Consider the following 22,488-nt stretch of genomic DNA (forward strand, 5'->3'; position numbering starts at 1 on the left):
AGCGCGAACATCGGCCCTGCCGTCTCGTCCTTCGGGACGAGGTGGCGGGGCCTTCTCGCATCCTGGAGGTTGGATTGGCCACAAAAACTCAGACCGCCCTGATCACGGGGGCGGGCAGTGGGATCGGTCAGGGTATCGCGCTGGCTCTGGATCAGATGGGTCTGCGAGTTGCACTCGTTGGCCGTGACCAGGCGAAGCTCGAACGCACTCGCGACCAACTGACGCAGAAATCGGGTCCGGCCTTGATCGCCTCGTGCGACGTCGCCGACCGAGCCTCGGTCAATTCCGTGGTTGAACGTGTTTTGAAGGACTTCGGCGTCATCGACGTCCTGGTCTGTAACGCCGGTACGAACGTGCGGAATCGATCACTGGAAGTGCTCGATCCCGCCGACTGGGACCTGATGATCGCAACCAATCTCACAGGGGCGTTCAACCTCGTTCACGCCGTGCTTCCTCAATGAGAGAACGGCGCGAAGGATTGGTCATCCAAATCGCCTCGATCTCGGGAAAGCGGGCCAGCGTCCTGGGAGGAGGAGGCTATTCCGCCTCCAAGTTCGGCCAGGCTGCGCTTGGCATTTGCCTGGGCCGGGAGGAGGGCACCCGGGGGATCCGTTCGACCGTGATCTATCCTGGCGAGGTCAACACCCCGATTCTCGACGGCCGACCCGTCCCGGTCGGTCAAGAGCGCCGAGAGGCCATTCTTCAGCCGGCGGACCTCGCCGCGGCGGTCCGCTTCCTGGTGGAGCTCAATCCCCGAGCCCACGTACCGGAATTGGTCATCACACCGACCGTCGACGATTACTTCTGAGCGCCCAGGTCTCGATGACTCTCGAGTGGCCACGTTGCTCTCCATTAAGGGTGGCGCGACCACTCGGGCTTATCGTGTTTCCTGATACACAAACAGATTTTGCAGCCCTTCCGGAGCGGCAAAATCTGTGTGGGTGTCGATCCAGTCAAATTCTTCGCCTGACCCCTCGTGCAGTCGGGGCAATAGGTCGAACTGCGTTTAACCGTTCATCTGTCCAGCCTCGATGTCACCGGTTGCAAACTGGTTGAACTCGACGTATTGGAGGTGGCGGTAAAGCTTGCTCTCGTTCTGAAGCTGCCGTGGCTGTCCGACCGACTCGACCCGGCCGTTCTGCAAGACGATGATCTGGTGGCACGACCGGATCGTTGAGAGCCGATGGGGCAAAATGATCAAGGTCCGGTTCTGGCCGATCCGCGCGATCGTATCATCAATCAAGTGCTTCGTGTCATCGTCGAGCGGTCCGCTCGGCTCCTCGATGATCACGATGGAAGGGTCGTGCAGATAGGCCCGCGCCAGGGCGATCCGATAGAGCTCGTCAGTTTCGAGGTAGTGGCCGAGCGGTCCGATGACCGTGTCATACCCATGGGGCAGGTCTTGAATGAAGTTGTGCGCGTGGGCCACCTTGGCGGCTTCGATAATCCGAGGCAGTGAGTAGCTCGGATCACCCAGCCCGATGCACATCGCCACCGAATCGGTGAACACAAGATCGGCCTGGAGCACGATCGCGACCTGAGCCCGGACCGATTCCAAGGTCACGTCACGCAAGTCTTGCCCATCGATCCGGACCCGGCCGACCTGGGGATCGATCAACCGTGGAATCAGACAGGCCAGCGCGAGCTTCGCATCCTCATCCAACCCCATCACTGCGGTCCGCGTGCCCGCTCGAAACTCGGCGGAGACACCGTCGAGCAAGACGCGGCCGGAGCGGCTTTCGAGCGAGACGTTTTCCAGAGTGACTCGATCGCGCATCGGGGGAAGAAAATGCGCTCCCCCATGCTGGTGCAACTCCGTTTTTCGTTCCAGGAACTCGAAAATCCCCTCGGACGATCGATTTGCCTGGCGGAGGATCCGACGCATCTGGACCCACTCGATGATCGGATGGATCAAGGCCGCGAGCGATACGACCAGGATCAAGGCTGAGGCCGGCGCGAGCCGTTGTGAAACGGTCACGTTGTATCCCAAAAGGCTGATCGCCAGGATGGCCGAAGCACCGTAGAGCAGACCGTTGGCCGGGTTCAGTCTTCCCTCGGTCTTGATCCGACGAGAGTCCGCGTCTCGAAACCGCTCAAGATGCTCGTCAAAGCGTTGTTTATCGATGTTCTCCATACCGAAGACGCGCACCAGCCTGAGCAGGCCGAGGTCTTCGTGCAACAGGCAGAGCTGAACGGCCGCGTCACGCATTGCCGCATCTGACACAAGGCGCGCATCCTTGTTCATGATTCGTGACGTGAGCCAGATCAGGGTTCCGAGCGAGGCCAGAAAAACGGTCAATATGGGAGACATCAAGAGCGCGATTGCCAGCAGGCCGATCGCCAGGACCGGCATTCGAACCGAATGATCGAGTTCGGCGAAGATCGCGTCGCGGACGTCGTTGACTTCGCGGGTCAGCAAGTTGATTACCGGGCCGATCCCCTCCGTCGGGAGTGAGGACTGGCCGAGCCGATACATCTGTCGGTGGATCTGGCGGCGGAGTGTGGTCGCCACCTCACTGGCCGCGTCGGCCAGGACCGAACGTCGATATTGGGCAATCAGACTGATCGCCAGGAGCAGGCCCGCCGCGATCGCCAGGAGGCTCGTGAGCGCTCCCACGTTGTTCATCAGCGTGGGGACGCGGCGGATCACTTTGAGGAGAGCCCGGGCTCCTTGACGGTGCAAGGTGTTCGGGCTCGACCAATTGGCCGCGACCAAGGGAAAGAGACCGCTGTCATTGAAGACCGTCACATCATGGACGACTCCCGATTCGCGGCTCGTCACCCATGAGGGTAGCGTGGCCACCTCGCGTGTGGGTATTTGAGCCACACCACGCGAGGCCAGAAGGCTCGCAAGCAAACCGGCCACTCCCAACAAACCGAGAATCAGCAACGAGTGCAAGGCCCCGAGGACGTTGGCGATCGCCACCGTCCTGGACCGATTCTCGAGGAGCTTGCGAGCGCGAGAATACGCGTCGGCCTGCATGCGTCATGTCCCGTCGACGTGAGAGGAGGGCGATGTCGGAACTCGGTTCAGGAAATCCGACGTGTCGCCCGGGACCCACGTCGGCTCAGGCCAGGTCGCGATCCTCAAAGAGCAGGAACGCGAACAGAAGGCATACTCCACTGTACAACATGCAATAGCCGAGAGCGGGCAGAACGTAGCCGACCCAGGGAATCATGACCCCCGTGGAGATCGCCGGACTGGCGTTGAAGAACTCGAGCCCGGGGAGAATCCATGCGAAGAGCTGCGCCATGAAGCTGATCAGCTCGTTCACATTTCCGCCTCCCGTCACTTCCACGAGGACCGGCGATAGGTGACCGAGAAAGAAGACGGCGATGCAGACAACCAGGTTGACGAGCATCGGCAATCGCGTCGAAATCGCCACGCTCAAGCTCGCCAGGACCGTCACTTCGAAAAAGCCGAGGGCCAGGCCTGGCAAGACCTGCTTGACCTGATCCAGTTGCTTGGCGGATTCGGCAACCCCTCCGGCTGATTCTCTCAGGTCGTAGGCGTACTTGTACCAGACCCCCATCTCAAAGAGTGATCCGAGAATCACGAACAAGAGCAAGACGCCCAGCTCGATTCCCAAAAACTTGCCGATGATGAACTGCCTGCGATTGATCGGCTTGGAGAGCAGCGTGATTGCCGTCTTTCCATCGATCTCCTCGGCCACGGTTGAGCTGGCCGTAAGTAGCGCCAGGAGCAAACCGGCGAAGGAGATGGTCGTCAGCCCCGTATCCTTGTACATCTTGATGTCTTCGCCGAACGTGAAATACGACACGAAGACCGAACAGATCAAGGACGATCCGGCAATGAACGTCAGGACGAAGAAGGCCGGCTGTCTGATCGCTTCCTTGGCGGTCGCGAACGCGATGGTGAGAGCTTTCATGGAGGCGATGACTCGAAAGATGGAGGAGGCCTTACCCAGGTTGGCTCGGCCGAGATTATGAGACCTGAGAATCAATGAGTGATCGTAAAGCCCTGAAGTCCCGGCTCACCGCCTGGCAATCGGATCGGAATCAACCCCGCGAGCCCCCTTTGGAGGCAGAAGGAACTGGGTTGCCTGACCGGTTGCTTGAACAGTGCCAATTGCAAGGAAAAACACGTCCATCGAAGCGATCACACTTGGAGATCGAGACAGCCAGGATGAACCTCATTCGACAGAGATCAAAGGCGGTCGAGAACTAATACCGGATCTCGAAACCCCGAAGCTCTGGCTCGCCTACGGGTAGGCTCTCGGTACGCGCGGCGTGGATCTTGTCTCCAATGGCATGATGAATCGAGTCGAGCAGTAGTTGAAGCTCAGTCGGCTCCCCTTCAGCGACCAGTTCGACCCGGCCATCGTCGAGGTTGCGAACGTAACCCGAGACTTCAAACGACTGGGCTAAATGCTGGGTGGTAAAACGGAATCCCACGCCTTGCACTCGGCCCGAGTAATAAACTCGGCGACGCTCCAATGGCATGAGACTCAGCTCGCGAAGGGCCGATCGAAACGACAAACCGAAATCGATTTGCCGAGCTCCCAAGGTTTTATTCTAGCGGGAGAGAACTGGCGAAGGCAAGCCTGGCAAACCACGAGCAATCGAGCCTGAACACGAACGAGTCAATAAAGCGGCGCGGCCCTCCGATCGAAGACCGCGCCGCCGATTTGAGTCAATCCTCGGGCCTTCCGATCAAAGCCCGTTGAGTTCGATGCGGTCGATCGACCCATTGGCCGCCTGGATCGAAACCTGACCGGTGCGAGCCGGTCCAATTCCAACTGCCTGGAACGGCGTGGCCGGAGCTCCCGAGGACCCGTCCGCCTTGATGGTGACGTTCGCCAGGGTGAAGGGGAGACGGTTCTCGACCTTCAAAGTCGTGCCACTCGCCCCCTTACGGGCGACCTTGACCGAAACGAACGTGGAGGCCATCGCGTGGTCGAGTGCACGGGCCAGTCCCGGACCATCAAGGACCGTGACCGTCGAGCCTTCCGTAAAGTTGGTCTTACCCAACGGCAGCCACCCCTCGTTGAGAGAAGAACGGCTCACCACCACGCGTCCGCGGGTTTCACCCGTCTGGCTTGCCGTCAGCGTGACGTTCAAAAAGAGGGCGGGGACAGCGGCTGTAGGCCCTTCTTTGTCGCTCACCACACAGAGCGGAAGCCCCATGAGGTGCAAGCCTTCGAGCGCCCCCTGAAGTCGGCTCGCCTCGGTCGCGAGTTCGCCTTCCCCCTGGACCCGAATGAAGAGACGAGACTCGGCAAGATAGCTCGGATCGATCACGTCGGACTCACCAGACGCGTCGACGGCTTCGACGAAGCGAGCGGCGAGCGCTACTTCGTGCCCATTGATAATCTTGCCCGCCTGAGCACGCATCAATTCGAACGGGACGTCGTTACAAATCCGCCACATGGCCGCCTGAGCGACCCCCTGGCTGGTCCCGAGTGTCGCGAGGCTTCGCAGCGCCTTGCGAGCGCGTGGGTCGCCTGTATATTCATCCACATCCATCAGCTCGAAATGGTCGCGGCCGGTCGGCGTCGCCATGCCGAAATTGAGGCAGACCGCGGGCAGCGTCAGGTCGATCGTCTTGCCGACGGGGACGGTGACGGTGCTCGATTGCTGATCGGTCGAATTGACCGGAATCGAGTGCAGACCGGCTTCGCTTCCGGCCGCGCCACGGAACTGGCCGAATCCCCCGGGCCGATTGGTCGGGGTTCCTAGGCCCATGCTCTGGAAGCCACCACCACCCCGCTGACCGGTGGCGCTGGCGGCCACCAAGCCGGGCGGCAGCACCACGTTCAGTCGCTTGGAGGAGGTATTGCGGATCGCAAACCGGACTCGATCCTGACCTTGTCCGCGAACCTCGAGTTCAATATCGCCAGCCTGCCGCGCATCAAGCACGCGAACCGTCTCGGTGACGGCTCCGGCCGCGGGCGATGGCTCTTCCGGCTCGGCGAACGCCGAACCTGCGAAGATCAAACAGGTCGAGAGGCCCGCGGCCGACCAGGCCCGGGCCAGGCAAAGGTGTCGCCACAACATCGCGTTGGACCTTTCTGGACGGGGCCGCTGCTGAGGACCCGTTCAAAGATCGCCCTCCCTGGCCCGAATTATTCACCAGTGTATTCCCAACTGACCCGTCCCAACCGTGAAACTCCAATGACGTTGGACGTCCAAAGTCCCCGGTTTATTCGAACGAGTCTCCCCCCTATTCTTCGGCAACTCGACCATTCGCCATCGGTCGATTTCGCGATTCGAGTTCAACCAGGGGTTCTAATGTCCCTGAGATACCGATCATACCAACGATAACTGACCCACGGCGCCCGCTCAGCCCCTCTTAATTTACGCAACCCTCAAGGTTGCCCTGCTCCCAAGGAACGGACGACCTTGACTGGCAAGGCGCTCAGCTCTCGGAAGACAGGCTGGAGAGGGAACATCTCGGTGCCCTGGCCAAGCGGGATCCAGACGGTCGCCTCCCGAGATAATGGAGCCCCGTCCGTCATCGAAGCCGTGGCGATCACTTTCAATTCACCCACGGCTGACCCCGCGTCCTCGGCAACCTGCAAGGTCAACTCAGCCGGGAGTTGAGTGGGACGAAACTTACCTGCCGCCGGTCGACCAGTTCCTCGCTCCGCACGGATCGTCACGGGTTCGGCGGTGACCCCGGACGGCAGACCGGTCGCTCGAAGCACGATCGAGGGAATCCGACCCTCCACCGCAATCCTCAACCGGACTCGTCGACTCGATCCCGGGGCCAGGTTCAAGACCCCTGCCGGCCCGTTCGATGCCTCTGTCCCCAGCGCCTCGGTCCCTGTGCCCGGCTCTCCCAATTCGAGGCGTTTCGTAGCCTGATCCGGCTGGAAGGTGACGAGAAAGTCGGGCCGAGCCGGCTCGACGGTCAATCGGTAAGCGAACTCAGCGCCACCGTTGCCGTAACGGTCGGCAACCTCGATGAGCCAATCTCCATCGGCCTCGGCCTGGTGCACGAGCAGGCTGTCGGTGGGAAAGGCCCCCTGCCCCGACGACCAGGGCACGACGAGAGTCGAATCACCTTCCAACGGGTCGTCGTTTTCGGCGATTCGACGGCCCTGGTCATCGCGGACTGTCACCACCGAGTCGAGCCAGGAACCGAGCGGCGCCGCCTGGATTCCGACTCGCAGCTTCTCGCCTTGCCGGACCGCGACACGATAGCGATCCACCTCTCCCGGTTTCTCGATGCAACCGTTGGCGGTGGAACCTCGAGGGAGTCGCGTCCCGGGTCGGCCTTGCGGGCTAAGCTGAGCTTCGACGATGTGCGGTCCCTCTCCCACATAAAGTCGATAGGGCACGATAAGAGGTCCGCTCGGCCCGTCAAACGGGCCGATTTCCACGAAGGTGCCAGGGTGATCGGGCATCACGATGCGTTGGCGAAGTGGAACGTCCAGCGTGCCGCCGGAGACGATCAGGTCGATCGGTTCCCCGCGGGCCCCGCCTAGTGGAAAGAGCGCCGTGGCGAAGGGAATCGTGAAGACCCGGAGTCGATAACTCGTCCCCGCTCCACCTTGGTAGAGTGCGTCGTGAACCCGGACGACGATTGTTCCGTCCGTTGGAAACCGTGACGTGACGCGACAGTCTCCCTCAAGGCCGGGAGTCTCTCTTTCTTGAATCAAGGAGCGTCCAGCCCCATCGAGAAGCGTCACAACCGGCCTGATCGGCGAACCCAACCGACGCGCCTCAACCTCGACGGTAACTGGTTCCCCCCCACGTCCCTCGATCCGGACGTGATCAACGTCACGATCCTCGAGAACACCGCTGACCACCGCGTTCAAGCTCAGCGCATCCGCGTGGGCAGGGTCGTCATTCGGCTCTGACTCTTCGATCTGGTCGAGCGTGTCGACCCGGAACAGCACGAGGTTGGACAGGCCGAATGGGCCGTCAGCCCTCAACTCGCGGACTCCAGGCGCCGCCGTTGCGTGGGTTCGGACCGAGACCGTGAGCCGACCCTCGGCCGTCATCTGCTGATCCAGCACTTCGACCCCGGATCCGGAAATGCGGAGCCGCGAATCAACGTCGAGGTTGCGGCCGCTGAGCGTCCATTTCGTCGTGCGGCCGACGGCGACGCCCGGAGGGTAAAGCCCTGTGATGACCGGTTCACGCTGGGGCACACGTGACGACGGAGCTTGAGCCATCACCTGATTGAACCCAAGAAGCCAGACGAGCGCAAGCCCCTGAGCCTTCTGAGCGATCCAACATGGGTTCAGCTTGATGCGATTGTCATCCATCGTCTCAAAAATCATCGGAACGGCCACACAGAATGCGTCATGATTATCAACGATTCACGCCTGGGCTTAAAATCAGCTGAAAAGGACCGCCGCTCGGACTCGCGCCGACCCCGATCGAAGTACGGCCGCTTGTACGTTTCAATCCGTGACGTAACTCGTTTCATTTTCAACAGTCAGGCTAGTCCAGCTTTCCAGCCTCTGCCTCAGAGGCGTCTGGGGCTCTCGCGAACTTCAATTCGAGAAATCGGGCTCAGGCCGTCGGGATCGTCTCGGTGGTCTCGAGGCCGTAGAGCTCGATCCCCTCGGCGCGGAGGTCGACCTTTCGGATCTTTCCCGTCACGGTCTTGGGGAGCTGGGCTACGATCCGAATGTAGTGGGGAACCTTGAAGTGGGCGATTTGCCCCCGGCAATAGTGGCGGAGGGCCTCTTCGGTCAAGGTGGCACCCGGCTGGGGAACAACCCACGCGGCGATCACCTCGCCATACTTGACGTCAGGCAGCCCGACCACGGCAACCTCGGCGACAGCCGGATGATGATGAAGGAATTCCTCGATTTCGGGTGGATAGATATTTTCGCCGCCTCGAATGATCAACTCCTTACAACGGCCGACGATCCGGTAATTTCCATCGTCGCGGCGCATCGCAAGGTCGCCGGTGTAAAGCCACCCCGCCGCGTCGATAACGCGTGCCGTGGCTTCGGGGGCCTTGTAGTAACCGGCCATCACGCCATGGCCTCGAACCCGAAGCTCACCCGCTTGACCTTCTCCAACTTCCTCGCGAGTGACCGGGTCGACGAGTTGCACTTCAACCCCCGGAATCGGTCGGCCAACCGTGCCGACCCGCACCTCGATGGGGTCGTCAACCGACGTCTGGGTAATGATCGGCGACGCCTCGGTCTGGCCGTAGCCGATCGTGATCTGCGACGCCCCCATTGTGGTGACGACCGCTTCCATCAAAGGCAAGGGACAGGGACTGCCCGCCATGATCCCGGTCCGAAGGCTCGAAAGGTCGAAACGCAGACGATCGGGATGGCCAAGCTCCGCCACGAACATGGTCGGAACACCATAAATCGACGTACAGCGTTCGGAGTCGATCGCGGCCAGGGTCAGCCCTGGATCGAAGCTCGGCGCCGGGACCACCAGCGCGGAACCGGTCAGGGCACAAACCAAGGTCCCCAGCACGCAGCCAAAGCAATGGTAGAAGGGCACGGGAACGCAGACCCGATCGTCGGGTCCGTAACGAACCCGCTCACCGATATAAAACGCGTTCATTAACACGTTTCGATGAGTAAGCATCGCCCCTTTGGGAAGGCCGGTGGTTCCCGAAGTGAATTGAATATTGTAGACATCATTCGATTGAGCCGATCGTTCACGCGAGTTCAACTCCTCGTGCGCAGGGCCCGTTTCAAGTTCGGTCCAGCTCAGCCAGGCAGGGCCTGGCCGTTCGCTCAGGGAAACCAATCGCCGGAGCCGGGGAAGTTTCGCCGCGGCCCAGCCGGCAGAGTCAGCACGGGCCACCTCGGGGCAGATCGTTTCGACCATCCGCACAAAGTTGGAATCTTTGAACGAGCTGCCCACGATCAAGGTGGCGACATCGGCCATTGCGAGGGTCTCTTCCAGCTCATGGAGTCGATACGCTGGATTGATGTTGACCAAGATTGCCCCGATCCGGCCCACTGCGAACTGCGTGACCACCCACTCGGGGGAGTTCATCGACCAGATGCCGACATGCTCACCGCGCTCGACCCCCTGTCTAAGCAGACCAGACGCCACGGAGTCGACCCGCCGATCGAACTCGCTCCACGACCAGCGAATCCCCAACGACGGGAAAACCACGGCCTCCCGCTCGGGAAATCTCGCGGTCGTACGGCGCAGGACGGCCCCCACGGTCAGGTCGGATACCCAGGGGGTCGATGGGGCTTTGCGAGGGGGCATGGCTCAGCCTCACTCCTCGGCAACTCGATCACGACACCAGTTCCACACGGGTTGTCGCTTGTGGATAAACGCACGCATCCCTTCCTCGGCCTCCTCGGAGACGCGGACGGCGGCCGTCACCGCGGCCGGGCCCCGAAGATTCGCGGGGCGGCCGTTCACTTCGTCGAGTAAGCGCTTCGTGGTGGCCACGGCCCGGGGGGCGGAGGCCAGGAGCGAGGCTCCAAGTTCGACCGCCTGAGTGAGACAGGAGCCGCGGTCGACAACACGATTGAATAGACCCCAGCGTTCGGCCTCGGCGGCCGAGATCGGCTCACCTGTCAAAAGCAGAGAACGGGCCCTTCGCTCACCGACTTGTCGGACGAGGTCGTACATCACGACCGCCGCGACCAAGCCACGGCGGACCTCGGGATAGCCGATCCTGACATGCTCCGCCGCAATGATGAAGTCGCAGGCGACCGCCAGCCCCGCCCCGCCGGCAAGGGCGTCGCCATTGAGCGCGGCGATTGTGGGCTTTGAGAGGTGATGAAGCTGATCCACGAGGTCGGCAATCCCCTGAACGTCGGCGATCGCCTGCTTCTCAGACTCCTCCGTTTCTCCGGAGAGGATCGACTCTTTCAGATCCATCCCCGCGCAAAATACGGGGTCGGCCCCCGTCAGCACAACGGCGCGAGCGCCATGCTCGGCCTCGATCTTTGTCAGGTGATCGCTCAGCTCGGCCACAAGGTCCCGAGACAGCGCGTTTCGGCGTTGGGGCCGGTTCAGGGTCAGGATGACGACCGGTCCTTGATCGTTCCGGAGAATCATCGATTCATGCATAGTCATTCCTTCGCGGTCGCGGGTCCGGGCAGTCTCATCTCGAGCAACGCCACGCCCAGGGCCTTGCCTTGCGAGTCGATCCTGAGTGACCGGCTTGCGCCTCCTCCCAAGGCGTTCTCCAGCACGAAGTTAAGAGCGTGAATCTTGGGGAGCTCATACCGCCGGACCGCGCCGATCCTGAGCGGCCGAAAAAACTCAGCGACGGCCTGCGCGGTCAGCACCTCTTTCATCCAAGCATAACCACACGCATCGTTCGCCACGACGCCGATGTTCGCACGATTCCCCTTGTCACCACTCCGGGCGTGCGCGACATCTCCGACGCGAATGAGCGAAACGGACGGCTGATCGCTGAACATTATTGAGTCCTCCGCAACCAATCCGAAACCGGGCCGACTTCCGTCCTGGCCTCAACGAGGTGGCGAGGGACCAGCGTGGGCCAGTATCCGAAGGCCGGGCGGGCCGAGGGCCTGCCCGACGCATAGCCCGCGATCCCCGAAGGGCCCGAAGTGACCAGTGGAGCGAACTCTCGGCAGAACCGCTCGACCGCCTTACGGTTCGGGTCACGCACGCTCACCCTCAGCATGACCTCGAAGGGAGGAGACTCTACCCCGAGAACGCCGGGCACGACGCTCCCCGCCCCAAGGCATTCGACGAGTGAGTCGGCCAGTTCGAAACCCGCGCGCCGGACCCGTTCCAGAACGATCCAACCCGACGCATGCGCCTTGGCCTCAGCCCCGCGCCCGACCACGGCGAGCAAGCCGCTCGCCGTCCAGCCGTCGCGATAGACTGCGGCCACCTTGAGCCGATCGCTCGGCGGCCGTCCGGTCGCTCCCTGGAGCGCCACGCGATTCGGGCCTACCTCGGTCAGCGAGATCGAGGTCAGATCCACATCGACGTCAGGCGTTCGATAACAGGCGGGGTCATCGATCTCATAGACGATTTGCTCGGCGACCGTACCGACGCTGACCAGCCCTCCTGAGCCGTCCGGCTTGGTGATCACGCTCGCGCCGTCGCGGTCGATCTCGGCAATCGGATAGCCGATATTCTCGAGGTTCGGGATCTCATCCCAGCGATGCCAGAGCCCGCCCGTCGCTTGCGCCCCGCACTCGATGACATGACCGGCGGCCGACCCACCCGCCAGGCGATCCCAGTCGTTCCAGGCCCACCCGAAGTGAGCACAAGCCGGCCCGAGGGTCAACGACGCATCGGCCACGCGCCCGGTGAGGACGATCCTCGCTCCTCCCGAGAGCGCCTTGGCGATCGGCTCCGCACCCAGGTAGGCATTGGCACTCACCAGGCGATCGGCGACGGTCGAAATGGGTGCCCCGGTCTCCATGTGCGCAAGGTCCACATTCTCTCGGATCCAAGCTGGGATCGAGCCAAGCAGGTCGTCACCCGTCACGACTCCGAGAGGCTCGCCCCCCTGCCCCGCGGCCTCGAGCACCTCCGCACACCGCCTGGCACATGCACGAGCATTCAGGCCGCCCGCGTTCGTGACCACCCGCAGGCCCGCTTGCTCCTTCAGAAGAGGAGACAGACGTTCGAGCAACTCGGGAAAGTCGGCCACGTAGCCGGCCTCCGGATCCTTCGATCGGAGGTGGCTCAGGATGGCGAGGGTCAGCTCGGCGAGATACTCCAGCGTCAAGACGTCGAGCTGCCCGGCGCTTGCCAGCAGAAAAGGGGCGTCGAGGTTGTCACCCCAGAAGCCAGCGCCGTTGCCGACACGAAGGGTGCGGTTGGCCATCGTGGCTGGCCTCCTTTGGTTAGCTTAGACCTGGAAGACACCGACCGGAAACCCCTCAGTCTCGCGCTGACGGGTCGCCACGTCGAGCGCCAGGACGAGAACCTCACGGGTTTGCAGCGGATCGATGATGGCATCGACCCAGCCTCGTGCAGCCGCATAGCGGATATCGGTCTCGCGATCGTAGCGGGCCCGCAACTCGTCGGCCATTGCGTTCAATTCGCGGTCGTCGACCTGCTTGCCTTGACGTTTCAAGGTGGCGACCTGGACGTCGAGCATCGTCCTTGCCGCCTGCTGAGCCCCCATCACGGCATAACGGGCACCCGGCCATGCGAACAGGAAGTTGGGATCGAACGCCTTGCCGCAGAGCGCATAATGCCCTGCGCCGAACGAATGGCCGACGATCAGGGTCAGTTTCGGGACGATGCTGTTACTGACCGCGTTGACGAGCTTGGCGCCCCGGCGAATAATCCCCGAGCGTTCGGCGTCCCGCCCCACATCGAAGCCATTGACGTCCTGGATAAACAGCAAGGGAACTCGTGCCTGGTTGCAGTCGAGCACGAAGCGGGCCGCCTTGTCGGCGCTGTCGGCATAGATGACGCCGCCGAACTGGTAAGGGCCGCCCCCCTCGGGCCGAAACCGGAGCCGTTGATTGGCCACGATCCCGACCGGGATTCCTCCCAGCCGGGCAAACCCGCAAAACAAGGACTTACCGTAATCAGCGCGATACTCGTCGTAGCGCCCCCCGTCGACGAGCGCCTCGAGCAGGTCGCGCACATCGTACTGAGCCGACGGATCGGTCCGAACGATCGAAAAGAGATCGTCGGCCGAGCGAGACGGGGGGTCGACGGGAACCTCCGCGGCGCCCCCTTTCGGATCGGGTGGGAGCAGCGCGACGAGCCGTCGCAGGCGGGCGAGACACGAATCGTCATCCGGCTCGTGGTAGTCGACCGTCCCGCTAATGGCCGCATGCATCCCCGCGCCACCGAGCTCCTCGTGCGTGATATCCTGGCCGATGGCCGCTTTGACCAGGGCGGGACCGGCGAGGTAGAGGCCTGAGCCTTCGGTCATGAGCACCGTGTCGCAGAGGACTGGTAGATACGCCCCCCCCGCCACGCAGTTGCCCATGATGGCGGCGAACTGGGGAACCCCTTGCGCCGAGAGAACCGCGTTGTTGCGGAAGATCCGACCGAAGTCATCGTCGTCGGGAAAAACTTCATCCTGCATCGGGAGAAAGACGCCCGAGGAATCCACCAGATAGATCAGCGGAAGTCGATTCCGAGCGGCGATCGTCTGGGCCCGGAGCACCTTCTTGATGGTCATCGGGAAAAAGGCCCCGGCCTTGACCGTGGCATCGTTGGCGATGATCATCACGCGCCGACCGGCGATCTGGCCAACCCCCGTGATGACCCCCGCGCCCGGAGCTCCGCCCCACTCCTCGTACAACTGGTAGCCGGCCCAGAGGCCGAGCTCGAGAAAGGACGAGTCGGCGTCGATCAGGGAGGCGATCCGTTCACGGGCGGTCTTTCTCCCCTTGGCGTGCTGACGCGCGATCGCATCGGGCCCACCTCCTTCGCGGATCCCGTTCGCCTCGGCCAGTAGGCGTGCGGTCACATCGCGAAGGTCGGGTTCCGCGGGACGTCTGGGATCGGTACGTGATTCAGCGGACGGCATATAATAATGTCGTTTCTTGACAAAAGGACCCCGCCAATCAAGACCGCTCCACGACCAATGCGACGGCGTTGCCCCCCCCGAGACAGAGTGCGGCGACTCCGATCTTCTTCTCATAACGTTCAAGGGCATGAATGAGCGTAACGAGAACGCGGGCGCCACTGGCACCGAGCGGATGCCCCAACGCGATCGCGCCTCCGTGGACGTTGACCTTGGCCAGGTCAATCTCAAGCCCCTTTACACAACCGAGCAACTGCGACGCAAACGCCTCGTTGATCTCGTAAAGATCGACCTCCTCGGGTGTGAGCCTTGCCTTGGCCAGGACGGCTCGAATCGCGCCGATCGGAGCGAGGAAAAGGTCGCGCGGGTCGAGGCCCGAGATCGCCGTCGCGATGATCCGCGCGACCGGTCGAACGCCCAACTGCTCCGCCTTCTCCTCCGAGGCGACCACCAGCATCGCCGCCCCGTCGCTCAAGCTCGATGAGTTGCCCGCCGTCACCACCCCACTGGCGCAGAATGCCGGCTTGAGCTTGGCCAAGGCCGCTTGGTTCGACTCCGTACGCGGCCCTTCATCGGCCTCGATCGTCGTCACGCTCCCTTTCTTTCCCTCGAGGGTCACCGTGACGATCTCGGAGTTGAAGGCCCCGGAGGCCTGCGCCTCGAGCGCACGGCGATGGCTCTCGCACGCGAAGCTGTCGAGCTCTTCACGCGAGAGTTTGCACATATCGGCGGTACGCTCGGCAGCCTCGCCCATCGGCCAGCCCTCGACCGCGCAGGTCAGGCCGTCATGAAGCATCGAGTCGACCAGGACCCCGTCACCCAGTTTCCAGCCGCCGCGCCCCCCTCGAAGCAGATGGGGAGCATTGCTCATGCTCTCCATACCACCGGCCAGGACCAGATCGGCGTCCCCCGCCCGAATGGCCGTCGCGGCGAGCATGACCGACCTCAAACCCGAACCGCAGACCATATTGATGGTCAAGGCGCTGGCTTTCGGCGGAATCCCCGCACCGATCGCGACTTGCCGTGCCGGCGCCTGCCCCAGGCCTGCCGCCAGAACGTTCCCTACGATCGCCTCATCGATCACGCCCGGATCGACCTTTGATCGCGCAAGCGCTTCTTTCGCCGCGACGATCCCCAAGTCCACCGCGGAACGACCGGACAGACCACCGAGATAGCGGCCGATCGGCGTCCGACAAGCCGAAAGTATCACCGGAATCGGACCCGACATGAGGAGACCCTCAAAATCCAAAAATGAGGCGATCTGCAGAGAGTCCGCCTCGCACGACCCATGACCCGCGGCCTAGGCCGGCGGCATGGCCTCACCAACAGGGATTCTAAGAGCCCCCGATGGGCAGGTCAACGACTCCCCACGGCCCGACGGCCGCTCTCCGTCCGGACGCTTGCCGGCGCTCCGGCCTCGATCAGCCCCTGACCAACCAAGGCTCTGACGTGTTTGCAACCCGACGGATCGAGACCGGCCCGACGAAAGATAAAGTCGGGACAGTCACACTCAGGCCCGTAACTCGTTTGGGCCACGTCATAGAGCGTGCCGTCCCCCTTATTCAGCCGGAACGCGCGCACAGCCGCACCCGGCCCGCATTCCAGCGGCTCGACCAGGTAGAGGCTCTTGTTGATTGTCAGATACAGGTGGCTCAACAACGTTCGGCCCCGCGTTTGAGACCCCAACGACTGACCCCGATCCAGAATCATGGCGTCACCCCCATCTATACAAATGATACGTAGACGGAGGCGGTTTGGCAAGGCAGACCGACTTTGAATCAGGTCGAAAACATCCCAATGGTTCTCGATTGCGCGGAGGCGATCCCATCCCGGCAGTTCCCTAATTTCTTGGGGACGAGAAAATGAGAATTCGCCGAAGTCGAGGAACTCCGCGACCAGATCGTGTACCTTCAGGACCTGGGTGACAAGATTGATGATCCGCGTTGAACGGCAAGCACGATTGGGTCGTCGCTGAACCATTCGGGAGGAGAGGGCGATGGATTTGCAGCTCAAGGGAAAGACGGCCCTGGTGACGGGCTCGTCGGGAGGCATCGGCCTGGCGATCGCAACCGCGCTCGCGGCCGAAAGGGCCAGGGTGATCGTCAACGGCCGCACCGATTCCAGCGTCGGACAGGCCATCGCCAGCATCCGGGCTCGGCTCCCGGAGGCCGACCTCGTCCCCCTCGTGGCGGATAACGGCACCGCCGAGGGGAGCGCCACCACGTTTGCCGCCCACGCGGACATTGACATCCTGGTGAATAACCTCGGCATCTACGAAGCGGTCGGCTTCTTCGAGGAGACGGACGAGGCCTGGCAGCGCCTTTTCGAGGTCAACATCATGAGCGGCGTTCGGCTGAGCCGCCATTACCTGGCCGGAATGCTCCGACGGGGTCATGGGAGGGTCATCTTCATATCAAGCGAGTCCGGCGTCAGTCCCGCACCCGAGATGGCCCACTACAGCGCCACGAAGACCATGCAGCTCTCCATCTCACGAAGCTTGGCCGAGCTGACCAAGGGTACGGCGGTCACGGTGAACACGATCTTGCCCGGCTCGACCTTGACCGAAGGCGTGCAGAAGTTCATTGCCGAGGTGTTCCCCGGTGCCGCTCCCGAGGAAGCCGAGAAGCGGTTCATGCAGGAGAATCGCCCGACATCGCTCATCCAGCGCCTCATCCGGCCGGAAGAGATTGCCGACGCAGTCGCATTCATCGCGAGCCCCAGGGCGTCCGCGGTCAACGGAGCGACCCTACGTGTCGACGGCGGATTGGTGCGAAACATCATCTGATGAGAAGCGCATCAGGCCTTGGTCGCTTCCATCGTACGGCTTCTGCGAACCCGATTTCATCGAATGCAGGCCCGTCATGGCAAGAACGTTCGACGCTCGGGCGGTTCCGTCAGCCTTGTCTCCGAATGACCGAGAACCACGCCTTCGGGCCGCCCTCGCTGAACGAGATATCTCTCAGGTCGGGGCGGACTTCGAATCGGGCGGCCTGGACCTCTTCCACGGCCCAGCCGTCCGCAAATGCCTCTCGAAGCTCCTGCTGCGAGACCCGCCTTGGCCCCTGGGTGCCTGGCTCCTCGTCGCTGAAGCAGAGCAAGAAGAGCTGCCCGCCCGGCTTCAGCACCGACGCCAGCCCACTGACGTAGCGGCGGCGGTCCTCGTCAGAGAAGACGTGGAACAGCCCGGAGTCGATCACCGTGTCGAAAGCTTCGGGAAGTTCGTTCAGCGCCAGGGCGTCCATAACGAGGAAGTTCACCGTCAGGCCCCGCTCCGCTGCCTTCAGTTTCGCCCGGTGGATCGGCTCGGCCAGGAAGTCAATGCCCGTGACCTTGTGGCCCCGGCTGGCGAAGAAGAGGGCATTCTCGCCCGTGCCGCACCCGGCGTCGAGGATCGACCCCGTCATCCGGTCGGCTACGTCCAGGAACGCCTTCTGCGGTCCGCTGATGTCCCAAGGTGCTTGCCCGGCGTAGGCGGACTCGAAGGTGGTTCGGTCGGGAAGGGTCATGGAAGATCTCCTGTTGGTTTTTTGCATTTTCGCACGTCCGTTACATCACCGCCAGCGATGCCGGGTCAGCCAGTCTGTGATCATTCCCGACCTCGATGAATCGTGGACAATATTGTAGGGTGGGCACGGCCCACCATCTTAACCCCCCTTTGGGTAAGGAGATCGGGATAGTGTTCCGTGCCCTCCTACGGGAGGGATTCGAGCCTTACCGCAAACGAAATAATGAATCCACCAACTCTTAATATTTTATCCTCCAAAGCTTTACTTCATGGCAACCGAACGGCCGACTCGTCACCCTGACGAAGGTGACAGAAGACGATCGTTCTGCCAGGCCGGAGTCTGTGCGATGTCGAAAGCGGTATTACGGAGGCTGGTGGGATCATTCCTGAAGACGCGTCATCTCCCGGCGGCCGTTGCGGTGATGGCCATCTTGCTCGCGTTGCCGTCGCTGGGTGCCGGGTGGATGCTCGACGACTGGTTTCACCGGGCGGTCCTTCTCGAGAAGTCGCGGATCCAGGACTTGCTCGGTTCCCCCTCGGAGATGTTCCGATTTTTCCACGGGGACCCCGACCGGACCGGACGCCTCATGGAAATCGGACTCTACCCCTGGTGGACCGACCCGGGCCTCAAGGCCGAGTTCTTGCAGGCCTTGACCGTCCTGACTCATCGGCTCGATTACGCACTCTGGCCCGACTCCCCGCTGCTCATGCACGCCCACAGCCTGTTCTGGCTTGGCGCGGCCGTGGCCGCCACGGCGGTCTTTTACCGGCGGATGTTCGGTGCGACATGGGGGGCGGGCGTGGCGGCGCTGCTCTTTGCGGTGGACGACGCCCGCGGCGCAACCGTGGGGTTTATTGCCAATCGCAACGTCCTCGTGGCGGCGACTTTCGGCGTCTCAGCCCTGATTGCTCACGACCGATGGAGGCGAGACGGCTCGCGTCGAGCAGCCTTGTTAGCCCCGCTGCTACTCCTGGCCGCCTTGTTCTCAAAGGAGGAGGGGATCGGGACGTGCGCCTACCTGGCCGCTTACGGTCTGTTCGTCGACCCCCGGGGAAAGCGGCGCGGCTTGCTGGCCCTCTGGCCGTACGCCGCGGGGGTCGTGGTGTGGGCAGCCCTCCGCGCGTCCTGGGGTTACGGCGTCCGTGACATGGGCCTATATATCGACCCGCTGACCGATACCGGCCGATACCTGTCGGCCGCGGCGGACCGCCTCCCGATGCTTCTGCTCGGCCAATGGAGTCCGTTCCCGGCAGACATCGCCGTCGTATTGCATCCGCCGACATCCACCACTTTTTTGTGGTTCGCGGCGGGCTACCTGGGGCTACTCCTCTTCGTGATGACCCCGCTGCTGCGCCGCAATCACTTGTCGCGCTTCTGGGCGACGGGCATGCTCCTTGCCGCGATCCCGGTGAGCGCCACGATCCCGATGGATCGCCTGCTCACCTTCGTCGGCATCGGCGCGGCCGGTCTCCTCGCCCAGTTTTGGGGGTTCGTGTTCTCCGGGGAAGCACCGTCGAATGCCCTCTGGCGCGTCACGGCGAAGACAGTGGCATGGTTCCTCGTGGCCGTCCACGCGGTCATCGCCCCACTCGCGCTTCCCCTGCGGTCTGCCCACCCGTTAGGGCCGAGATGGGTCGAGGCGCGCCTCCACGTCCAGATACCTCAGGAATCCCTGGAGAATCGGACCGTCGTTGTTGTGAACGCACCGAGTTCCATGATTGCGAATTACCTCCTACTCCGCCGGGAGATGGATGGACAGTCCGTGCCCCGGTATCTGCGGGTCCTGGCACCGGCGATCCCCTCCGTCACCATCCGCCGCCTCGACGACCGAACTCTCGCTATCGCCCCCGAAGCAGGCTACCTCAGGTTTCCCCTCGATCAGGTCTTCCGGAGCGAACGCAGAAGGTTCGCGCTCGGAGATCAGGTGAGGCTAACGGGAATGACCGTCAAAATCGTCTCCCTGACCGACGACGGTCGCCCGGCCGAGGCGACGTTCCGGTTCGACGTGCCCCTGGAATCCTCGTCCTTGCTCTGGCTCTGTTTCCGAGGAAGCGGTTTCGAGCCATTCACGCCCCCGGCCGTGGGCCAGGAGACCCAAATTCGCTTCGATTTGAAGGCTCTGATGTCACTACCCGAACCGATGAAACAGGGAGGATGACCGATGGACGAGAACAATAAGGCACGCTGGATGTCAACTTCCAAGGACGTGATCTGAAAATTCCAATTCTACTCAAACCACGCACTTTAAAACGCAAAATCATTCTTTTATTTCTAATTCCAATAGCTCCGATTGCTCTTAGAGACCCTAACAAAAAGAGCTGGCAAGTACGTTGAAACAGATGATTGCGCAAGCTATCGACATTAACGCCTCGTGAATGTCAGAGCGGCGTTCGGTTCTCAGCCGGAGCTTCCGAGGCTTATGCAACCACGACAAGGTCCGTTCGACCACCCAGCGATAGCGGCCCAGACCACTTCCATGGGGCGTGTTGCGTCGGGCAATCCGGGGAAGGATTCCTCGACTTCGCAACCGCCGGCGATGAGGGGCCGAGTCGTAGGCCCGATCGGCGTAGAGAGCACGCGGGCGGCGGCGAGGACGCCCCGGCTTTCCGCGAACCGACGGGATCGCATCCACCAACGCCTCCAATTGGGTGACGTCGGGGGCGTTGGCCCCCGTCAAGATCGCGGCCAAGGGGATTCCTCCGCCGTCGGTGATCACGTGGTGTTTGCTACCCGGTTTGGCTCGATCCGTAGGGTTTGGGCCGGTCTTCTCCCCACCCCCCAGGGCTCGGACCGAGGCGCTGTCGACCACGGCTCGGGACCAATCGATCCGGTTCGCTCCCCGCAATTCGGCCAGGAGGAGTTCGTGGAGCCTCTGCCAGACCCCGGCGCGATGCCAGTCGCGGAGTCGTCGCCAGCAGGTCATGCCGCTACCGCAACCCATCTCCTGGGGCAGATCCTCCCACGGGATCCCCGTCTTCAGGACGAAGAGGATTCCGGTCAGCGCCTTGCGGTCGTCGATCGGCTTCCGTCCAGGGAAGCGAAACCGTCGGGGTTTGGGTGGCGGCAGGAGCGGTTCGATCCGTTCCCAGAGTTCATCGGGCAGAAGAGGCTTGGCCATGTGGTATCTCCTGTGACACGTCACCCCTCCTACGTTGTTTGGCCCTGCTTCGGTTCGTTATTTTGTTAGGGTCTCTTAATACTGGTCAGCGCTGACAACTTCACCGCCGGCTCGCGACGCCAACGCCTGGAACACCCGTGGAGCTACGGATTCCTTGATGAACCGGACTGAGCCATCGCAAAGTAGGAATGGGCAACCACCGGGGTGAAGACTTCCAAAGCCATCGGCTCCAGCCTGACGATTCAGGGAATTCCCGCCGGGGATACTTCCACTCAGAATGTCGGAGGAAGGACCGGTCCTGCCCATGAGCAGAAACATGGCCCCGACACATGATTTGAGGGGCCAACCCGCTTTGGTACAAAGGGGGGCTGGCGTCGAATAGCTCCAGAGGATGCCGGACCAGGCGGCATCGGCGAGCTTGCGTGACCGCTCACCGATCATCAAAGTCGCGCTCGTGCCGTCGCTGACTTCACCGAGGGCGACCCGGCTGTTCGGGTAGAGGACGCCGGTCCCCTGGACCTCATATTGGGAGGAGTTCATCCAGCCCGCCGAGGCGATGTACTGGCCGGGAGACCCTAAAACACGTGTAGAACCGTCCCCAAGGTCGATCGGCCCCTCGCCGCCCCCGTCGCTCGGGCATAGAAACATCGAAACGCTGGTATTCATCACGGTCTTGTTGGCTTTCAGGCCAAGGATACCGCGGGGGTCCGTCGAGTCAGCACTGCCGAAATCGAAGTCGAAATTCGCGGCGTCGTAGAGCGGCCTCTGCTCCAAGTAGGGCAAGATGAGCGCCCCCCATGCCCACCCCGAACCGATTTCAAAATCAGTCGCCGACCGATTCGGGCGTAGGGCATCAGGCGCCAGACAGGCCGGCGGGAAGCTCTGCCACACGTCATGATAGCCATGCATGGCGAGGCCGATCTGCTTAAGTTGATTCTGACACTGGATCCGGCGTGCCGCCTCGCGCGCCGCCTGTACGGCGGGCAAGAGTAAGCCGATCAGGATCGCGATGATCGCGATCACCACCAGCAGTTCGATCAAGGTAAAGGCTCGTTCCTCGCGAGTTCTGTGAAGTCGACGCATGAACCGAACCTCTCCCGGTGACGCTGGATCTCAAGTCGCTCGTGCAGGGTAGGGTCTCCCTTGACCTTGTCAATCCGAATCCTGCTTGCGATTGACAAAGCCAGCCAGTTCGAAGCGGAGAACGACATCATGTCTCGGGTATAAATGGCGGGGGCTCTCAGACATCAGGTCAACTCGCGAGACCCTACGAATCCTGGATCGATGCTCCGTGGCAGACATAGAGAGGCACTATGCCAGCGCCTTCCTGACGAACCGGCAAGGCAAACGAACCTCCAAACGCTCTCGGAGATCTTTCATGTTTTTATTCACCAACATAGTATTTCTAGTAATATTCGGGACGATTATCCTTACTTCCTTGGCCATGGTCTCGCTTCCCCGTGACG

General features: G+C 62.3%; 17 protein-coding genes and 1 pseudogene. 3 read left to right on the forward strand and 15 right to left on the reverse strand.

What is annotated here, in order from left to right:
- The first annotated feature begins 41 nt into the window (after window positions 1-41).
- Window positions 42-808, forward strand: a pseudogene (locus V5E97_RS18475) (SDR family oxidoreductase).
- 198 nt (window positions 809-1,006) lie between these two features.
- On the opposite strand, the gene V5E97_RS18480 reads toward V5E97_RS18475, so the two are convergent.
- The 12 genes from V5E97_RS18480 to V5E97_RS18535 all read right to left on the reverse strand — a co-directional run bounded on the left by V5E97_RS18480 (window position 1,007) and on the right by V5E97_RS18535 (window position 16,057).
- Complete coding sequence (locus tag V5E97_RS18480) at window positions 1,007-2,983, reverse strand: ABC transporter ATP-binding protein (protein WP_406700753.1); 1,977 nt, start codon at window positions 2,981-2,983, stop codon at window positions 1,007-1,009.
- Between the two features lie 85 nt (window positions 2,984-3,068).
- Window positions 3,069-3,890, reverse strand: coding sequence for an ABC transporter permease subunit (locus V5E97_RS18485; protein WP_406700754.1), 822 nt, complete (start codon window positions 3,888-3,890; stop codon window positions 3,069-3,071).
- 295 nt (window positions 3,891-4,185) lie between these two features.
- Window positions 4,186-4,464, reverse strand: a complete 279-nt coding sequence (locus V5E97_RS18490) for an acylphosphatase (protein ID WP_406700755.1) — start codon at window positions 4,462-4,464, stop codon at window positions 4,186-4,188.
- Between the two features lie 210 nt (window positions 4,465-4,674).
- Window positions 4,675-6,018, reverse strand: a complete 1,344-nt coding sequence (locus V5E97_RS18495) for a hypothetical protein (protein WP_406700756.1) — start codon at window positions 6,016-6,018, stop codon at window positions 4,675-4,677.
- A gap of 311 nt (window positions 6,019-6,329) precedes the next feature.
- Window positions 6,330-8,237 carry a hypothetical protein gene (locus tag V5E97_RS18500; protein ID WP_406700757.1) on the reverse strand — a complete coding sequence of 636 codons (1,908 nt, stop codon included), beginning with the start codon at window positions 8,235-8,237 and terminating at the stop codon, window positions 6,330-6,332.
- A gap of 250 nt (window positions 8,238-8,487) precedes the next feature.
- The gene (locus V5E97_RS18505; RefSeq protein WP_406700758.1) at window positions 8,488-10,170 is read right to left on the reverse strand and encodes an AMP-binding protein; all 1,683 of its coding nucleotides are present in this window, start codon (window positions 10,168-10,170) and stop codon (window positions 8,488-8,490) included.
- Window positions 10,171-10,179: 9 nt separating this feature from the next.
- The gene (locus V5E97_RS18510; protein WP_406700759.1) at window positions 10,180-10,986 is read right to left on the reverse strand and encodes an enoyl-CoA hydratase/isomerase family protein; all 807 of its coding nucleotides are present in this window, start codon (window positions 10,984-10,986) and stop codon (window positions 10,180-10,182) included.
- Window positions 10,987-10,988: 2 nt separating this feature from the next.
- Complete coding sequence (locus V5E97_RS18515; protein WP_406700760.1) at window positions 10,989-11,342, reverse strand: AtuA-related protein; 354 nt, start codon at window positions 11,340-11,342, stop codon at window positions 10,989-10,991.
- A complete protein-coding gene (locus V5E97_RS18520) occupies window positions 11,342-12,730 on the reverse strand; it encodes an acyclic terpene utilization AtuA family protein (protein ID WP_406700761.1) in 1,389 nt (462 codons plus the stop codon). Before V5E97_RS18520 ends, V5E97_RS18515 begins: the two co-directional genes overlap by 1 nt.
- Window positions 12,731-12,754: 24 nt before the next feature.
- The gene (locus V5E97_RS18525; RefSeq protein ID WP_406700762.1) at window positions 12,755-14,401 is read right to left on the reverse strand and encodes an acyl-CoA carboxylase subunit beta; all 1,647 of its coding nucleotides are present in this window, start codon (window positions 14,399-14,401) and stop codon (window positions 12,755-12,757) included.
- 37 nt (window positions 14,402-14,438) lie between these two features.
- The gene (locus V5E97_RS18530) at window positions 14,439-15,626 is read right to left on the reverse strand and encodes an acetyl-CoA C-acetyltransferase (protein ID WP_406700763.1); all 1,188 of its coding nucleotides are present in this window, start codon (window positions 15,624-15,626) and stop codon (window positions 14,439-14,441) included.
- Between the two features lie 128 nt (window positions 15,627-15,754).
- Entirely contained in the window at window positions 15,755-16,057 is a 303-nt protein-coding gene (locus tag V5E97_RS18535; RefSeq protein ID WP_406700764.1) for a hypothetical protein, read from the reverse strand.
- Window positions 16,058-16,394: 337 nt separating this feature from the next.
- On the opposite strand from V5E97_RS18535, the gene V5E97_RS18540 reads away from it, so the two are divergent.
- Window positions 16,395-17,183 carry an SDR family NAD(P)-dependent oxidoreductase gene (locus V5E97_RS18540; RefSeq protein WP_406700765.1) on the forward strand — a complete coding sequence of 263 codons (789 nt, stop codon included), beginning with the start codon at window positions 16,395-16,397 and terminating at the stop codon, window positions 17,181-17,183.
- 109 nt (window positions 17,184-17,292) lie between these two features.
- On the opposite strand, the gene V5E97_RS18545 is transcribed toward V5E97_RS18540, so the two are convergent.
- Window positions 17,293-17,904 (reverse strand): class I SAM-dependent methyltransferase, encoded by a 612-nt coding sequence (locus V5E97_RS18545; protein ID WP_406700766.1) that lies wholly within the window; start codon window positions 17,902-17,904, stop codon window positions 17,293-17,295.
- A 346-nt stretch (window positions 17,905-18,250) separates the two neighbouring features.
- Between V5E97_RS18545 and V5E97_RS18550 the strand changes: the two genes are divergently transcribed.
- Window positions 18,251-20,062 carry a hypothetical protein gene (locus V5E97_RS18550; protein WP_406700767.1) on the forward strand — a complete coding sequence of 604 codons (1,812 nt, stop codon included), beginning with the start codon at window positions 18,251-18,253 and terminating at the stop codon, window positions 20,060-20,062.
- A gap of 147 nt (window positions 20,063-20,209) precedes the next feature.
- Here V5E97_RS18550 and V5E97_RS18555 read toward each other — a convergent pair whose 3' ends face one another.
- Together V5E97_RS18555 and V5E97_RS18560 are read right to left on the reverse strand one after the other, a co-directional pair.
- Window positions 20,210-21,022 (reverse strand): IS5 family transposase, encoded by an 813-nt coding sequence (locus V5E97_RS18555; protein WP_406694685.1) that lies wholly within the window; start codon window positions 21,020-21,022, stop codon window positions 20,210-20,212.
- A gap of 75 nt (window positions 21,023-21,097) precedes the next feature.
- Window positions 21,098-22,105, reverse strand: coding sequence for a DUF1559 domain-containing protein (locus V5E97_RS18560; protein WP_406700768.1), 1,008 nt, complete (start codon window positions 22,103-22,105; stop codon window positions 21,098-21,100).
- Window positions 22,106-22,488: the final 383 nt, after the last annotated feature.

It is taken from the genome of Singulisphaera photorubra (genome assembly GCF_045290345.1).
Lineage (GTDB): Bacteria > Planctomycetota > Planctomycetia > Isosphaerales > Isosphaeraceae > Singulisphaera.

Coding starts and splice junctions, on each gene's coding strand:
- V5E97_RS18480 (WP_406700753.1), bottom strand. CDS start 2,983: ATGCAGGCCGACGCGTATTCTCGCGCTCGCAAGCTCCTCGAGAATCGG.
- V5E97_RS18485 (WP_406700754.1), bottom strand. CDS start 3,890: ATGAAAGCTCTCACCATCGCGTTCGCGACCGCCAAGGAAGCGATCAGA.
- V5E97_RS18490 (WP_406700755.1), bottom strand. CDS start 4,464: ATGCCATTGGAGCGTCGCCGAGTTTATTACTCGGGCCGAGTGCAAGGC.
- V5E97_RS18495 (WP_406700756.1), bottom strand. CDS start 6,018: ATGTTGTGGCGACACCTTTGCCTGGCCCGGGCCTGGTCGGCCGCGGGC.
- V5E97_RS18500 (WP_406700757.1), bottom strand. CDS start 8,237: ATGGATGACAATCGCATCAAGCTGAACCCATGTTGGATCGCTCAGAAG.
- V5E97_RS18505 (WP_406700758.1), bottom strand. CDS start 10,170: ATGCCCCCTCGCAAAGCCCCATCGACCCCCTGGGTATCCGACCTGACC.
- V5E97_RS18510 (WP_406700759.1), bottom strand. CDS start 10,986: ATGCATGAATCGATGATTCTCCGGAACGATCAAGGACCGGTCGTCATC.
- V5E97_RS18515 (WP_406700760.1), bottom strand. CDS start 11,342: ATGTTCAGCGATCAGCCGTCCGTTTCGCTCATTCGCGTCGGAGATGTC.
- V5E97_RS18520 (WP_406700761.1), bottom strand. CDS start 12,730: ATGGCCAACCGCACCCTTCGTGTCGGCAACGGCGCTGGCTTCTGGGGT.
- V5E97_RS18525 (WP_406700762.1), bottom strand. CDS start 14,401: ATGCCGTCCGCTGAATCACGTACCGATCCCAGACGTCCCGCGGAACCC.
- V5E97_RS18530 (WP_406700763.1), bottom strand. CDS start 15,626: ATGTCGGGTCCGATTCCGGTGATACTTTCGGCTTGTCGGACGCCGATC.
- V5E97_RS18540 (WP_406700765.1), top strand. CDS start 16,395: ATGGATTTGCAGCTCAAGGGAAAGACGGCCCTGGTGACGGGCTCGTCG.
- V5E97_RS18545 (WP_406700766.1), bottom strand. CDS start 17,904: ATGACCCTTCCCGACCGAACCACCTTCGAGTCCGCCTACGCCGGGCAA.
- V5E97_RS18550 (WP_406700767.1), top strand. CDS start 18,251: ATGTCGAAAGCGGTATTACGGAGGCTGGTGGGATCATTCCTGAAGACG.
- V5E97_RS18555 (WP_406694685.1), bottom strand. CDS start 21,022: ATGGCCAAGCCTCTTCTGCCCGATGAACTCTGGGAACGGATCGAACCG.
- V5E97_RS18560 (WP_406700768.1), bottom strand. CDS start 22,105: ATGCGTCGACTTCACAGAACTCGCGAGGAACGAGCCTTTACCTTGATC.